Annotated in this window: 9 protein-coding genes and 2 pseudogenes; 8 read left to right on the forward strand and 3 right to left on the reverse strand. The window is 63.8% G+C overall.

Annotated elements, in window-relative coordinates:
• Positions 1-224: 224 nt before the first annotated feature.
• The 3 genes from aceF to ACZ5KU_RS02305 all read right to left on the reverse strand — a co-directional run bounded on the left by aceF (position 225) and on the right by ACZ5KU_RS02305 (position 5,208).
• Positions 225-2,177: a dihydrolipoyllysine-residue acetyltransferase gene (gene aceF, locus ACZ5KU_RS02295; protein WP_054062108.1), complete on the reverse strand. Its 1,953-nt coding sequence runs from the start codon at positions 2,175-2,177 to the stop codon at positions 225-227.
• Between the two features lie 11 nt (positions 2,178-2,188).
• Complete coding sequence (gene aceE / locus ACZ5KU_RS02300; protein ID WP_054056526.1) at positions 2,189-4,834, reverse strand: pyruvate dehydrogenase (acetyl-transferring), homodimeric type; 2,646 nt, start codon at positions 4,832-4,834, stop codon at positions 2,189-2,191.
• A gap of 179 nt (positions 4,835-5,013) precedes the next feature.
• On the reverse strand, positions 5,014-5,208 hold the full coding sequence (locus ACZ5KU_RS02305; RefSeq protein WP_152972970.1) for a hypothetical protein: 195 nt from the start codon (positions 5,206-5,208) through the stop codon (positions 5,014-5,016).
• Between the two features lie 9 nt (positions 5,209-5,217).
• On the opposite strand from ACZ5KU_RS02305, the gene glnE reads away from it, so the two are divergent.
• The 8 genes and pseudogenes from glnE (at position 5,218) to ACZ5KU_RS02345 (ending at position 15,223) form a co-directional block, all read left to right on the forward strand.
• On the forward strand, positions 5,218-8,157 hold the full coding sequence (gene glnE, locus ACZ5KU_RS02310) for a bifunctional [glutamate--ammonia ligase]-adenylyl-L-tyrosine phosphorylase/[glutamate--ammonia-ligase] adenylyltransferase (RefSeq protein WP_416771470.1): 2,940 nt from the start codon (positions 5,218-5,220) through the stop codon (positions 8,155-8,157).
• Positions 8,158-8,263: 106 nt separating this feature from the next.
• Positions 8,264-9,297 (forward strand): annotated as a pseudogene (waaF, locus tag ACZ5KU_RS02315) (lipopolysaccharide heptosyltransferase II).
• Between the two features lies 1 nt (position 9,298).
• Positions 9,299-10,363, forward strand: coding sequence for a lipopolysaccharide heptosyltransferase I (gene waaC, locus ACZ5KU_RS02320; RefSeq protein WP_054056529.1), 1,065 nt, complete (start codon positions 9,299-9,301; stop codon positions 10,361-10,363).
• Entirely contained in the window at positions 10,363-11,484 is a 1,122-nt protein-coding gene (locus ACZ5KU_RS02325) for a glycosyltransferase family 4 protein (RefSeq protein WP_464736793.1), read from the forward strand. Before waaC ends, ACZ5KU_RS02325 begins: the two co-directional genes overlap by 1 nt.
• Positions 11,484-12,290, forward strand: a complete 807-nt coding sequence (gene rfaP / locus ACZ5KU_RS02330; RefSeq protein ID WP_416771475.1) for a lipopolysaccharide core heptose(I) kinase RfaP — start codon at positions 11,484-11,486, stop codon at positions 12,288-12,290. Before ACZ5KU_RS02325 ends, rfaP begins: the two co-directional genes overlap by 1 nt.
• Positions 12,290-13,023: pseudogene (locus ACZ5KU_RS02335) on the forward strand (lipopolysaccharide kinase InaA family protein). The gene rfaP and the pseudogene ACZ5KU_RS02335 overlap by 1 nt, the downstream one beginning before the upstream one ends.
• Positions 13,020-13,772, forward strand: a complete 753-nt coding sequence (locus ACZ5KU_RS02340; protein ID WP_054062112.1) for a lipopolysaccharide kinase InaA family protein — start codon at positions 13,020-13,022, stop codon at positions 13,770-13,772. The pseudogene ACZ5KU_RS02335 and the gene ACZ5KU_RS02340 overlap by 4 nt, the downstream one beginning before the upstream one ends.
• Entirely contained in the window at positions 13,772-15,223 is a 1,452-nt protein-coding gene (locus ACZ5KU_RS02345) for a lipopolysaccharide kinase InaA family protein (protein ID WP_054056534.1), read from the forward strand. Before ACZ5KU_RS02340 ends, ACZ5KU_RS02345 begins: the two co-directional genes overlap by 1 nt.
• Positions 15,224-15,388: the final 165 nt, after the last annotated feature.

Here is a 15,388-nt window from a genome sequence, read left to right on the forward strand (position 1 = left end):
GGCTCTGTGCCTTCAATGTATCGGCCGAAGCTGGGAAATCTTCAATCGAGGGCGCTGGATGGGCGACGATAACCGCTCTGTGTCGCGGTTTGGCGCGTATCGGGCGGGTGTTTTCACAGGCGCAAAAAAAGCCCCGCCATCTGGCGGGGTTGAGGTACGAGCGTGGCGCTCGGAAAACGCTACGGCGCATCCGGCCTCCTTGATGCAGGAGGCCGGATAGCCGGTTACAGCAGGATGGTGCGGATATCCGCCAGCAGGTCGCTCAGGCGCTTGGTGAAGCGCGCTGCCGCGGCACCGTTGATCACGCGGTGATCGTAGGACAGCGACAGTGGCAGCATCAGCTTTGGCTGGAAGGCCTTGCCATCCCAGACCGGCTGGATGGTTGCCTTGGAAACGCCGAGGATCGCCACTTCCGGTGCGTTGACGATCGGCGTGAAGCCGGTGCCGCCAATGTGGCCGAGGCTGGAGATGGTGAAGCAGGCGCCCTGCATGTCGTCGGCGGAGAGCTTCTTGGTCCGGGCCTTTTCAGCCAGGGAAGCCGCTTCGGCGGCGAGTTGCAGCAGGCTCTTCTGGTCGACGTTCTTGATCACCGGGACCAGCAGGCCATCCGGGGTGTCGACGGCGAAGCCGATGTGCACGTACTTCTTGCGGATGACGGCCTTGCCGCTCGGGGCCAGCGAACTGTTGAAGTCCGGCAGTTCCTTGAGCAGGTGCGCGCAGCTCTTGAGCAGCAGCGGCAGGATGGTCAGCTTGACGCCAGCCTTCTCGGCCACGGCTTTCTGGGCGACGCGGAACGCTTCCAGCTCGGTGATATCCGCCGAGTCGAATTGGGTCACGTGCGGCACGTTCAGCCAGCTGCGGTGCAGGTTGGCGGCGCCGGCCTGCATCAGGCGGGTCATCGGCACTTCTTCGATTTCGCCGAAGCGGCTGAAGTCCACGGCCGGGATCGGCGGGATGCCAGCGCCACCGGTTGCACCAGCGGCAGCGGCCGGAGCTTCCTTGGCCTTCTGCATCATGGCCTTGACGTAGACCTGCACGTCTTCCTTGAGGATGCGACCGTGCGGACCGCTCGGGCTGACCGCGCTCAGGTCGACGCCGAATTCACGGGCCAGTTGGCGTACCGCCGGGCCGGCATGGACCTTGGCGCCAGCGGCGGCTGGAGCGGCTGCCGGGGCAGCGACCGGTGCCGGTGCGGCTGCAGCCGGAGCAGCGGCCTGGGTCGGTGCAGCAGGAGCGGCAGCGGGTGCCGCAGCTGCGGCAGGTGCAGCGCCCTTGACCTTGAGTTTCAGGATCAGGTCGCCGGTGCCGACTTCGTCGTCCAGCTTGATGGAAACGCTTTCCACCACGCCGGCGGCTGGCGATGGGATTTCCATGCTGGCCTTGTCGGATTCCAGGGTGATCAGCGACTGGTCGACTTCGACGGTGTCACCGGCCTTGACCGAGACTTCGATGATCTTGGCCTTGCCCGACGAGCCGATGTCCGGCACGTGGATGTCCTGCACGCTGTCGGCCACCGGAGCGGCCGGGGCCGCTGCTGGCGCTGGAGCGGCAGCCGGCGCGGCGGCTTGAGCCGGTGCCGGGGCAGCGGCAGGCGCAGCGCCTGCGACCTTCAGGACCAGGATCAGGTCGCCGGTACCGACTTCGTCGTTCAGCTTGACGTTGATGCTTTCCACCACGCCGGCAGCCGGCGACGGGATTTCCATGCTGGCCTTGTCGGACTCGAGGGTGATCAGCGACTGATCGGCCTCGATGGTGTCGCCGACCTTGACCGAGATCTCGATGATCTGGGCCTTGCCCGACGAACCGATGTCCGGCACATGCACCTGCTGCGCCGAAGCGGCAGCGGGGGCGGCGCTCGGCGCGGCCGCCGGTGCAGGTGCGGCAGCCGGTGCGGCCGGGGCTGCGGCAGGTGCCGGAGCAGCCGCTGGGGCCGCGGCAGCGGCGCCCTCGACTTCCAGTTCCAGCAGCTCGTCGCCTTCTTTCAGGCGGTCGCCCAGCTTCACCTTCAGGCTCTTGATGACACCGGCTTTCGGTGCGGGCACTTCCATGCTCGCCTTGTCCGACTCCAGGGTCAGGATGCTCTGGTCGGCTTCGATACGGTCGCCGACCTTCACAAACAGTTCGATTACTTCACCTTCACCGCTGCCGATGTCAGGTACGCGAATGAGTTCGCTCACAGGGGGTCTCCTCAGCAGTCCAGTGGGTTGCGTTTTTCCGGATCGATACCGAACTTGGCGATGGCCTCGGCCACCACTTTCGGTTCGATGTCGCCACGGTCAGCCAAGGCTTCCAGGGCTGCCAACACCACGAAATGACGGTCGACCTCGAAGAAGTGACGCAGCTTCTTGCGGCTGTCACTGCGGCCGAAGCCGTCGGTACCCAGGACTTTGAATTCCTTGGATGGGACCCACTGGCGGATCTGTTCAGCAAACAGCTTCATGTAGTCGGTGGACGCGATCACCGGGCCCTTGCGACCGGAGAGGCATTCCTCGACATAGCTCTTCTTCGGCTTCTGGCCAGGGTGCAGGCGGTTGCTGCGTTCCACGGCCAGGCCGTCGCGGCGCAGTTCGTTGAAGCTGGTGACGCTCCACACATCGGCACCGATGTTGAACTGCTCGCGCAGGATCTTCGCGGCTTCACGCACTTCGCGCAGGATGGTGCCGGAGCCCATCAGTTGCACGTGGTGGGCGGCTTCCTTGGTATCTTCCTCGAGCAGGTACATGCCCTTGATGATGCCTTCCTCGACACCGGCCGGAATGGCTGGCTGCTGGTAGGACTCGTTCATCACGGTGATGTAGTAGAAGACGTCCTGCTGCTCTTCGGTCATCTTCTTCATGCCGTCCTGGATGATCACCGCCAGCTCGTAGCCGTAGGTCGGATCATAGGTGCGGCAGTTCGGGATGGTGCCGGCCAGCATGTGGCTGTGACCATCTTCGTGCTGCAGGCCTTCGCCGTTCAGTGTGGTCCGGCCGGCGGTACCGCCGATCAGGAAGCCACGGGTACGGCTGTCGCCGGCCGCCCAGGCCAGGTCGCCGATACGCTGGAAGCCGAACATCGAATAGAAGATGTAGAACGGCAGCATCGGCTGGTTGTGGCTGGAGTACGAAGTACCGGCCGCGATGAAGGAGCTCATGGCGCCCGCTTCGTTGATGCCTTCCTCGAGGATCTGGCCCTTCTTGTCCTCGCGGTAGAACATCACCTGGTCCTTGTCGACGGGCTCGTAGAGCTGGCCGACGGACGAGTAGATGCCCAGTTGGCGGAACATGCCTTCCATACCGAAGGTACGGGCCTCGTCCGGGATGATCGGTACGATGCGCGAACCGATTTCCTTGTCCTTGACCAGTTGCGCGAGGATCCGCACGAAGGCCATGGTGGTGGAAATTTCACGGTCGCCCGAGCCGTCCAGGATCGCCTTGAGGGTATCCAGTGGCGGAGTCGGAACGCTGAAGCTCTTGGCGCGACGCTGGGGTACGAAACCACCCAGGGCGGCACGACGCTCGCTCAGGTAGCGGGCTTCGGCGCTGCCTTCTTCCGGCTTGAAGAACGGCAGGTTTTCCAGCTCCTCGTCCTTGACCGGGATGTCGAAACGATCGCGGAACGAACGCAGGCTGTCGACGTCGACCTTCTTGGTGTTGTGGGCGGTGTTTTTCGCTTCGCCCGCACCGGTGCCGTAACCCTTGATGGTCTTGGCCAGGATGACGGTAGGCTGTTCCTTGTGGTTGACCGCCTGGTGGTAGGCTGCATAGACCTTGTAAGGGTCGTGGCCGCCACGGTTGAGTTTCCAGATCTCGTCGTCGGACAGGTCGGCAACCATCGCCTTGAGTTCAGGCGAGTTGAAGAAGTGCTCACGGACGAACGCACCGTCCTTGGCCTTGTAGTTCTGGTATTCGCCGTCGATGACTTCGTCCATGCGGCGCTGCAGGATACCGTCGGTGTCCTTGGCCAGCAGTGGGTCCCAGAAACGGCCCCAGATGACCTTGTTGACGTTCCACTGGGCACCACGGAACACGCCTTCGAGTTCCTGGATGATCTTGCCGTTGCCGCGAACCGGGCCGTCGAGGCGCTGCAGGTTGCAGTTGATGACGAAGATCAGGTTGTCCAGCTTCTCGCGGCCGGCCAGGGCGATGGCGCCCAGGGATTCCGGCTCGTCGCACTCGCCGTCGCCCATGAAGCACCAGACCTTCTGCTTGCCTGGCTGGATGAAGCCGCGGGCTTCCAGGTACTTCATGAAACGTGCCTGGTAGATCGCCTGGATCGGTCCCAGACCCATGGATACGGTCGGGAACTGCCAGAAGTCAGGCATCAGCCATGGGTGCGGGTAGGACGACAGACCGTTGCCATCGACTTCCTGGCGGAAGTTGTTCATCTGGTCTTCGCTGATGCGGCCTTCCATGAAGGCGCGCGCGTAGACGCCTGGCGAGGCGTGGCCCTGGAAGTAGATCAGGTCGCCGCCGTGCTCGTCGGTCGGGGCCTGGAAGAAATAGTTGAAACCGATGTCGTACAGGGTGGCACTGGAGGCGAAGCTGGAGATGTGACCGCCCAGGTCCGAATCTTTCAGGTTCGTGCGCATGACCATGGCCAACGCGTTCCAGCGTACCAGCGAGCGAATGCGGCGTTCCATGAACAGGTCGCCAGGCATGCGTGCTTCGTGGGTGACGGGAATCGTGTTGCGGTACGGCGTAGTGATGGCGTAGGGCAGTTGCGAACCGCTGCGGGTCGCGAGTTCACCCATACGGGTCATCAGATAGTGAGCACGGTCTTCGCCTTCTTTGTCGAGAACCGATTCCAGGGCGTCCAGCCATTCCTGGGTTTCGACGGGATCGAGGTCTTGCATGGCTTGCTCCAGGGCGGAAAGGCTTCCAGAATCGGTTGCCTGAGTTTGCGACTGGCCTTGTGGGCAGACGACATAAATTCTTGGATTATCCGGAGGTTGATCCGGGGTTCTGTAGTTTTACTACAAATCGCCAACCATTTCAGCCTTTCGAATGTATAGACGAGTAGTAAAACTACAGATCAACGTACGAAAACTTCCTGCTGCGTTGTGAGAATAATCGATATTGTTGGTTGAAAATAAACCTTGTCAGGTGTTTGCTTGATGTTGGCTGCCAAAAAAAAACGATTATCAGCTATTTCCAACTTTTGTTCGACACTACTTTCCGGGGCATGCTTCTCGCCCTCACCGTTCGCGGCTGCTTGTTCGCCGATCAAGGATAGACCATGAGCCTACCTGCACTGGCCGTTTTGCCGGCCGTTCTCCAGCCTTTTGTCAGTCGGGCCGAACAGTCCTTCCGTGCGGCCGTCTCCGCACTGGGCGACGATCACGGCCTGGCCGGATGGCCGCCCGGGCGCTGGGCCGATTTCGCCCGGGTCAGTGCCGCCAGCGACTTCTTTATTGAACAGGTGGTTCGTGACCCTTTGATGTTGCTGGAGCTGGTGCAGTTCGGCGACCTGGACCGGGTCTTCGCTCCCGGCGAACTGTGCGGTCAGATCGCCGCCGCCGTCCAGCAGGCCGAAACCGAGGATGAGCTGGGGCGGGTCCTGCGTCGTCAGCGCAATCGCCAGCAGGTGCGGATCATCTGGCGCGATCTGACGCGCCAGGCCGACCTGGTGCAGACCTGTCGCGACCTTTCGGACATGGCCGACGCCTGTATCGATCAGGCCTATCAATGGCTGTACCTGCGCCATTGCCAGCAGTTCGGTACGCCGACCGGTCGGCGCAGCGGCGAGCCGCAGCAGATGGTCATCCTCGGCATGGGCAAGCTCGGTGCCGTGGAATTGAACCTGTCCTCCGACATCGACCTGATCTTCGCCTACCCGGAAGGCGGCGAGACCGTCGGGGTCAAACGCCCGCTGGACAACCAGGAGTTTTTCATCCGCCTGGGCCAGCGGCTGATCAAGGCGCTGGACCCGATCACCGTCGACGGTTTCGTCTTCCGCGTCGACATGCGCCTGCGTCCCTATGGCTCGGCCGGGGCGCTGGTGCTGAGCTTCAACGCCCTGGAGCAGTATTACCAGGACCAGGGGCGCGACTGGGAACGCTACGCGATGATCAAGGCGCGGGTGGTGGCCGGCGACCAGGCGGCGGGCGCGCACCTGCTGGAAATGCTCCGTCCGTTCGTCTATCGGCGCTACCTGGACTTCTCGGCGATCGAAGCGCTGCGCACCATGAAACAGCTGATTCAGCAGGAAGTGCGCCGCAAGGGCATGGCCGAGAACATCAAGCTGGGCTCAGGCGGCATTCGCGAGGTCGAGTTCATCGCCCAGGCGTTCCAGCTGATTCACGGCGGGCGTGACCTGAGCCTGCAGCAGCGGCCCTTGCTGAAGGTCCTGGGCACCCTCGAGGGCCAGGGCTACCTGCCGTCGGCGGTGGTCTCCGAACTGCGCGCCGGCTATGAGTTCCTGCGTTATACCGAGCATGCGATCCAGGCGATTGCCGACCGTCAGACCCAGATGCTGCCCGATGACGAAAAGGATCGGGCACGTATCGCCTTCATGCTCGGTTTCGACAGTTGGTCGGCCTTTCATGAGCAGTTGATGCACTGGCGTGGCCGGATCGACTGGCATTTTCGCCAGGTCATCGCCGACCCGGACGAAGATGAGAGCGAAGAATGCCAGGTGGCCGTCGGTGGCGAATGGTTGCCCTTGTGGGAAGAGGCCCAGGATGAAGAGGCTGCCAGCCGTCAGTTGCAGGAAGCCGGTTTCAAGGATGCGCCCAAGGCGTTGAGGCAGCTTGCATCATTGCGTGCCAGTGCGCAGTTGCGGGCCATGCAGCGTCTCGGTCGCGAGCGCCTGGATGCCTTTATCCCACGGTTGCTGGCCCAGGCGGTCGAACATGCCGACCCGGACCTGGTGCTGGAGCGGGTGTTGCCGCTGGTCGAGGCGGTCGCCCGGCGTTCTGCCTACCTTGTGCTGCTCACGGAAAACCCCGGGGCCTTGCGCCAGTTGCTGACTCTGTGTGCCGCCAGCCCGTGGATTGCCGAGCAGATCACCCGGTTCCCGATGCTGCTTGACGAGTTGCTCAACGAGGGGCGGCTGTTCAAGCCGCCGCTGGCACCGGAGCTGGCGGCCGAGCTGCGTGAGCGCCTGACACGGATTCCCGAGGATGACCTCGAACAGCAGATGGAGGCCCTGCGCCACTTCAAGCTGGCGCATCGGCTGCGGGTCGCCGCTTCGGAAATCTCCGGCAGCCTGCCGCTGATGAAGGTCAGCGACTACCTGACCTGGCTGGCCGAGGCGATCCTGGAGCAGGTGCTGGCCCTGGCCTGGCGGCAGACCGTGAGCAAGTACGGTTCGCCGCGGCGTGCCGATGGCAGCCTGTGCGATCCCGGCTTCATCATTGTCGGCTATGGCAAGGTGGGCGGGATCGAGCTTGGGCACGGTTCCGACCTGGACCTGGTGTTCATCCATGATGGCGATCCGAATGCCGAGACCGACGGCGCCAAGCCGATCGATACGGCACAGTTCTTCACCCGCCTGGGGCAGCGGATCATTCACCTGTTGACCACCCAGACCAACTCCGGCCAGCTCTATGAGGTGGACATGCGCCTGCGTCCGTCGGGGGCTTCCGGGCTGCTGGTCAGTTCCCTCGGGGCGTTCGAGCGCTATCAGCAGAACGAGGCCTGGACCTGGGAACACCAGGCGTTGATCCGTGCCCGGGTGCTGGTGGGTTGCCCGGGCGTCGGGGCGGCCTTCGAGAAAGTCCGCGCGGCGGTGCTGGGGCGTGAGCGGGACCTGCCGACCCTGCGCCAGGAGGTCAGCGAGATGCGCGCCAAGATGCGCGACAACCTCGGCAGCAAGGCGACCGCGGCCGGCACCGCGGCCAATGCCTTCGAGGCGACGGCGCCGTTCGACCTCAAGCAGGACGCCGGAGGTATCGTCGATATCGAATTTATGGTGCAATACGCGACTTTGGCCTGGTCGAAAGAGCACCCGGCATTACTGCGTTACACGGATAACATCCGCATTCTGGAAGGGCTGGAGCAGGCCGGGTTGATCCCCGCCGCCGATGCCGCCCTGCTGCGCGAGGCCTACAAGGCCTACCGTTCCGCCGCCCACCGCCAGGCCCTGCAGAAGGAGGCCGGCGTCATCGGCGGCGACCAGTTCACGGTCGAACGGCGCGATGTGATGCGGATCTGGGCTGAACTGGGACTAAGCTAGGGCCTGCATGGAACTCGTCGCGCAGGCGGTTTCGTACACGGCCTGGGACGGCCATGGGCAAAGACCGGGGAGGCTACAGGCCTCCCTGATCGTTTCCGGAATATTTATGAAAATTCTCATCGTTGGGCCCAGCTGGGTCGGTGACATGGTGATGGCTCAGACACTGTTCCAGTGCCTGAAGCAACGCCACCCGCAGTGCGAGATCGATGTGCTGGCTCCCGAGTGGAGTCGCCCGATCCTCGAACGCATGCCCGAAGTTCGTGCGGCCTTGAGCTTTCCGCTCGGCCACGGTGTGCTCGACCTGGCCACCCGGCGCAAGATCGGCAAGTCCCTGGCGGGCCAGTACGATCAGGCCATTCTCCTGCCCAACTCGTTGAAGTCGGCGCTGGTGCCGTTTTTTGCCGGTATCCCGAAGCGCACCGGCTGGCGTGGAGAATTCCGCTATGGCCTGCTCAATGATGTGCGCAAGCTGGACAAGGAGCGCTATCCGCTGATGATCGAGCGGTTCATGGCCCTGGCCTACGAGCCGGGCACCGAATTGCCGACGCCTTATCCACGCCCTTTGCTGCAGATCGATCCGGCCAGCCGCGCGGCGGCGCTGGGCAAGTTCGAGCTGGTGCTCGACCGGCCGGTACTGGCCTGTGCCCGGGCGCCGAGTTCGGCGAGTCCAAGCGCTGGCCCTCGGAGCACTATGCGAAAGTCGCCGAGACGAAGATCCGTGAAGGCTGGCAGGTCTGGCTGTTCGGTTCGAAGAACGACCATGCGGTCGGCGAGGATATTCGCCAGCGGCTGATTCCCGGTTTGCGCGAAGAGGCGGTGAATCTCAGTGGCGCCACATCGCTGGCCGAGGCGATCGACCTGCTGTCCTGTGCCGACTCGGTGGTCTCCAACGACTCGGGCCTGATGCACGTGGCGGCTGCGCTGAATCGTCCGCTGGTGGCGGTGTACGGCTCGACCTCGCCAGGCTTCACGCCGCCGTTGGCGGACCAGGTGGAAATCGTCCGCCTGGGCCTGGAGTGCAGCCCCTGCTTCGAGCGTACCTGCCGCTTCGGGCACTACAATTGCCTGCGCCAGCTGTTGCCTGCGCCGGTGAATGAGGCCCTGCAGCGTCTGCAGGGCTCCCCCGTCGAGGTGCGGTAACTTGCGCGTATTGCTGGTCAAGACGTCCTCCCTGGGGGACGTGATTCATGCCCTGCCGGCGCTGACCGATGCGGCCCGGGCCATTCCCGGCATCCGCTTCGACTGGGTGGTCGAGGAAGGTTTTGCCGAGATTCCGAGCTGGCATCCGGCGGTGGACAAGGTGATTCCGGTGGCGATCCGCCGCTGGCGCAAGAACCTCTGGCAGACGTTCAAAAGTGGCGAATGGAAGCGCTTCAAGCAGAATGTGCGGGCGACGAAATACGACCTGGTGATCGATGCCCAGGGGCTGGTGAAAAGTGCGTTCCTGACCCGCTATGTGAAGGCCCCGGTTGCCGGGCTGGACAAACAGTCGGCCCGTGAGCCGCTGGCCAGTCGTTTCTATTCCCGGCGCCTGGCTGTGGCGCGGGGGCAGCATGCGGTCGAGCGGGTGCGGCAGTTGTTCGCCGTGGCGCTGGGCTATGACTTGCCCGGCGGGCTGGGCGATTACGGCCTGGATGTCGAGAAGCTGGTGGTGTTGCCACGCAGCAAGACGCCGTTCGTGCTGTTCCTTCATGGCACCACCTGGGACACCAAGCATTGGCCCGAAGCCTACTGGCGTGAGCTGGCCGAGCGGATGGGGCACCTGGGCGTCGAGGTGAAGTTGCCTTGGGGCAACGCTGTCGAGAAGGCGCGTGCCGAGCGTATCGCCCGGGGGCTGAGGCATGCGGTGGTGTTGCCGAAGCTGAATCTGGCCGGTGTGGGCAAGGTTCTGGCCGATGCCAGCGCCTGCGTTGCCGTGGATACCGGCCTCGGTCACCTGGCCGCGGCGCTGGATGTGCCGACCCTGTCGCTGTTCGGCCCGACCAATCCGGGGCTGACCGGGGCCTATGGCAAGTCGCAGGTCCACCTGGCGAGCGACTTCCCCTGTGCGCCCTGCCTGCAGAAGAAATGCACCTACGTGCCCACCCCCGAAGACCAGAAGCGCTTCGATCTCAGGCGCGAGTTGCCGCTGTGCTTCACGCGGCTCAATCCCGAACGTGTTGCCAGCCGGCTGACCGCGTTGTTACTGGCCGAGGAGCGGCACTGATGCAACTGGCTTTTGTCCTGTACAAGTACTTTCCCTTTGGTGGCCTGCAGCGCGACTTCATGCGCATCGCCCTGGAATGCCAGCGGCGCGGGCACCGGATCCGCGTCTACACGCTGATCTGGGAAGGCGATGTTCCGCCTGGCTTCGAGGTGCTGGTGGTACCGATCAAGGCGTTTTCCAATCATCGGCGTAACGAGAAGCTCAGTGCCTGGATGGAAGCCGACCTGGCCAGGCGTCCGGTCGACCGGCTGATCGGTTTCAACAAGATGCCCGGCCTGGATGTCTACTACGCCGCCGATGGCTGCTTCGAGGACAAGGCGCAGAACCTGCGTCATTCGCTGTACCGTTTCTGGGGGCGCTACAAGCACTTCGCCGAGTACGAGCGGGCGGTGTTCGCCCGCGACGCGAAGACCGAGATCCTGATGATCTCCGAAGTCCAGCAGCCGCTGTTCATCAAGCATTACGACACGCCGCTGGAGCGCTTTCACCTGTTGCCGCCGGGGATTGCCCAGGACCGCCGGGCGCCGACCAATGCCGCTGAAATCCGCGCCGAGTTCCGCCGTGAATTCAAGCTGGCGGACGACGACTGCCTGTTGGTACAGATCGGCTCCGGTTTCAAGACCAAGGGCGTCGATCGCAGTCTCAAGGCCCTGGCGGCATTGCCGGCGGAGCTTAGGAAGCGCACCCGGTTGTTTGTAATCGGTCAGGACGATCCCAAGGTCTTCCAGGTGCAGAGCGCGGCACTGGGGCTGGGCGAGCATGTGCAGTTTCTCAAGGGGCGCAGCGATATCCCGCGTTTCCTGCTGGGCGCCGACCTGCTGATTCACCCGGCCTACAACGAGAACACCGGTACCGTGCTGCTGGAGGCGCTGGTGTCCGGCTTGCCGGTGCTGGTCAGTGCGGTCTGCGGTTATGCCCATTACATTGCCGAGGCCGATGGCGGCCTGGTGCTGGACGAGCCCTTCGAGCAGAACCAGCTCAATCAATACCTGAACCGGATGCTGTCCGATGGGGCGGCACGCACGGCATGGAGCCGCAACGGTCTGGCCTTCGCCGAGACGGCCGACCTCTACAGCATGCCGCAGCACGCTGCGGATGTGATTCTGGCGGAGCAGCATTGATGAAGTTGATCCTTGCCGAACCCTTCAAGAGCCTGTGGGCCGGACGCGATGCGTTCGCCGAGGTCGAGCGCTTGCAGGGCAAGGTTTATCGCGAGCTGGAGGCTCGTCGGACGTTGCGCACGGAAGTCGCCGGGCGTGGCTACTTCGTGAAGATCCATCGTGGCATTGGCTGGCGCGAGATCTTCAAGAACCTGTTGACCGCGAAAATGCCGGTGTTGGGTGCCGGCCAGGAGTGGCGTGCTATCGAGTGCCTGCACAAGGCCGGTGTGCCCACCATGACCGGCGTGGCCTATGGCGAGCGTGGCAGCAATCCGGCCGGCCAGGATTCGTTTATCGTCACCGAGGAGCTGGCGCCGACCGTCAGCCTCGAGGATTACACCCTGCAATGGCCCGTGCAGCCGCCGCAGCCCCGGCTCAAGCGTGCGCTGATTGCCGAAGTGGCGCGCATGACCGGTGGCATGCATCGGGCCGGGCTCAACCATCGCGACTGTTATATCGCCCATTTCCTGCTGCATACCGACAAGCCGGTGACGGCCGATGACCTCAAGCTTTCGGTCATCGACCTGCATCGTGCGCAGGTTCGCCCGAGCATTCCGCGCCGCTGGCGCAACAAGGACCTGGCGGGCCTGTATTTCTCGGTGCTGGATATCGGCCTCACCCGGCGCGACAAGTTGCGTTTTCTGCAGGGCTATTTCCGCCGGCCGCTGCGTGAGGTCCTGCGTGACGAGGCTGCGCTGCTGGCGTGGTTGGAACGCAAGGCCGACAAACTCTACAAGCGCAAGCAGCGCTACGGGGATGCGCTCTGATGTCGGGTTGGAAACTGGAGCCTGAATACGCGGCGCTGGCGGATGACTTTGGCAGCCTGGAAGCGGTATTCGCCCTCGAGGGCGAGCACCTGACCCGTGACCCGTTGTCCGAGGTCATCCGGGTCAACCGCGACGGTGTGAACTATTACGTCAAGCGTTACTCCGGCGCGGGCAAGGGGTTGCGGCAGTATTTCGGCCGGCCCCGGGTCCGTTCCGAATGGCAGAATCTCAAGCGTTTCGCCAAGTGGGGCATTCCGACCGCCGAAGTCATCGCCTGGGGCCTGGAGCGCCGTGGCGCGGCCTATCATCGGGGGCCATGATCACTCGCGAACTGCCCAGGACCGAGGACCTTTCGGCGCTGGCCAATCGCAACGATCCGCTGTTGCGCGATCGCGCCTGGGTCGATGGCATCAGTCGGCAGTTGGCCCGCTACACGCGGATCATGCATGACCAGCGCTTCACTCATAACGATCTGAAGTGGCGCAACCTGCTGGTCGATGACCAGCACCGGCTGTTCCTGATCGATTGTCCCAACGGCGAGTTCTGGCGCGGCTTCTGGCTGCGCTATCGGATCACCAAGGACCTGGCCTGCCTGGACAAGGTCGCCAAGTATCACTTGTCGGCCACCCAGCGGCTGCGGTTCTACCTGCAGTACCGCCAACGTAGTCGGCTGAATGCGGCGGACAAGAAGCGCATTCGGCATGTGTTGAGATTTTTCGAGGGACGGGAATGACCGACTTCCTGGCGGCTGTCGACCGCGCGTTGCTGGAACGCAACGGACTCGGCAACTTCGATGCGCTGTGGAACAAGGCGCTGGACGCGGTGGATGAGCCCAACACCAGTGGCGGTGGCTGGAGCAGCGTGTATCGGCTGGAGCTGGAAGGCCAGGGCTATTACCTCAAGCGCCAGAGCAATTACCTGACGCGCACCCTGCACAGCCCACTGGGCGAACCGACCTTTGCCCGTGAGTTCCGCAATATCAGCCGTTATCAGCGCTTGGGTATCCCGGCCCTGCAGGCGGCGTTCTTTGGCGAGCGTGCGGTGAAGGGCGAGCGCCGGGCCGTATTGTTGACCCGGGCACTGGATGGCTGGAGCGACCTGGACTCGCTGCTGGAGCAGTGGTCGCAACTGGCGCCGACGCAGCGCCAGGCGATCCTGCGATGCTGTGGGCTGCTGGCCCGGCAACTGCACGGGGTGCGGCAGATCCACGGTTGTTTCTATCCCAAGCATATTTTCCTGCAGGAGACGGCAGGTGGTTACCAGGCGCGGTTGATCGACCTGGAGAAAACCCGACCGCTGCTGTTCGGCCGGCGTGACCGGGTCAAGGATCTGGAACCCTTGCTGCGTCGGGCGCCGGTCTGGAGCGAAGCCGATGTGCGGACGCTGCTGGCGGCCTACCTCGATCAGCCGGTGGATGCTTCGCGGGTGGATGCCTGGCTTCAGCGCCTGGGGGCACGGCGCAGCAGGAAGGGGGGTCGCTGATGCGCCTGTCCGAACTGAAATCCGCCGGGCGTACGCCGGTTCTGCCCTTGAGCATCGAACTGGCCGATGCTGCCGGTCCGGGGCAGTTGCAACTGCTCAGTCTGCTGCGGGTGCTGCCTGGCCAGCGTTATGTCGGTGCCGGGGTCTGGCGCGGTCGTGCGGTGCTGGCCAAGTTGCTGGTGGGCGGCAAGGCCGCTCGACACTTCCAGCGCGAACTGCAGGGTGTGCGCCTGCTCGCCGAGCAGGGGCTGACTACGCCACTGTTGCTGGCCGACGGTCTGAAGGAAGGCGAGGGCGGCTGGCTGCTTTTCGAGTTCCTGGAGGGGGCCGAAAGCCTGGCCGACGCCTGGAAACAGGTGGAGAGGCTGCCGGTCCTGGCTGATGAGCAGCAACGGGTGCTGGGCGAGGCCCTGGCGGCAATCGCGCAGATGCATGCCAAGGGCTTGTGGCAGGAAGACCTGCACCTGGACAACCTGTTGCGCCATGGCGGCAAGTTGCACCTGATCGATGGTGCCGGGATTTGTGCCGAAGAGGCGGGCAAGCCGCTGTCGCGGCAGAAGGTGCTGGAAAACCTCGGGGTGTTTTTCGCCCAGTTGCCCAGGCATTTCGAGCCGTTCATCGAAGAATTGCTGGTGCATTATCTGCTGAGCAATGCCGAGCACGCCTTGCCGTTGGAGGCCCTGCTCAAGCAGGTCGACCGAATCCGCGGCTGGCGCCTGAAGGACTTCATCGGCAAGGTCGGGCGTGAGTGCACGCTGTTCAGCGTGCAGCGCGGGCCGTTCGCCTTGCGCGCCCTTCGGCGCGAGGAAGAATCGGCCATGCTGCCGGTGCTGGCCCAGGCCGATCATCTGCTCGACCAGGGGCACCTGTACAAGACCGGCGGAGCGGCCAGCGTCGGCCGAATCGAAGCCGATGGCCGCACGTTGTTGCTCAAGCGCTACAACATCAAGGGTTTTGCCCACTGGCTCAAGCGTTTCTGGCGCCCCAGCCGCGCCTGGCATTCGTGGCGCGAGGGCAATCGCCTGGCGTTTCTCGGCATCGCCACGCCCAGGCCGCTGGCCGTACTGGAAAAACGCTTTCTCTGGTTGCGCCGTCAGGCCTATCTGGTGACCGAGTATCTGCCGGGGCCGGATATCATCCAGCGCTTTGCACCCCATGTTGAAAGCGGTGCGGTGCCCGAGGCCGAGTTGCAGGCGTTGGAGCAGCTGTTTGCCGACCTGATCCGCGAGCGCATCAGCCATGGTGACTTCAAGGGGCACAATCTGTTCTGGCACGAGGGGCGCTGGACCCTGATCGACCTGGATGCGGTGCACCAGCATTCTTCGGCCAGCCGCTTTGCCCCGGCCTATGCCCGCGACCGGGCGCGGTTCATGCGCAACTGGCCCGAGAGCAGTGCCTTGTATCAGATCATCGATGCCCGGCTGCCGAAAACCATCGAGCCGGTCAGTTGACCGGGTGATCGCCGCGGCCCCTTGCGCCGCGGCGATCTGCCGCTCACGGCTTGCCCCTAGAGGCTTGTCGCCGCTTTTACGCTATAATCCCGCCCTTTAGCTGTTTCTCGCCCCTTGCGAGGACACATTTTCTCCAGGCGCATCGCCGCCTGCATGCAGACTTAA

Source organism: Pseudomonas sp. Tof1, from assembly GCF_055390395.1.

Excerpts from the sequence above, each read along its gene's own strand:
- rfaP (WP_416771475.1), top strand. The coding sequence starts at position 11,484 with ATGAAGTTGATCCTTGCCGAACCCTTCAAGAGCCTGTGGGCCGGACGC.
- glnE (WP_416771470.1), top strand. The coding sequence starts at position 5,218 with ATGAGCCTACCTGCACTGGCCGTTTTGCCGGCCGTTCTCCAGCCTTTT.
- ACZ5KU_RS02345 (WP_054056534.1), top strand. The coding sequence starts at position 13,772 with ATGCGCCTGTCCGAACTGAAATCCGCCGGGCGTACGCCGGTTCTGCCC.
- ACZ5KU_RS02340 (WP_054062112.1), top strand. The coding sequence starts at position 13,020 with ATGACCGACTTCCTGGCGGCTGTCGACCGCGCGTTGCTGGAACGCAAC.
- ACZ5KU_RS02325 (WP_464736793.1), top strand. The coding sequence starts at position 10,363 with ATGCAACTGGCTTTTGTCCTGTACAAGTACTTTCCCTTTGGTGGCCTG.
- aceE (WP_054056526.1), bottom strand. The coding sequence starts at position 4,834 with ATGCAAGACCTCGATCCCGTCGAAACCCAGGAATGGCTGGACGCCCTG.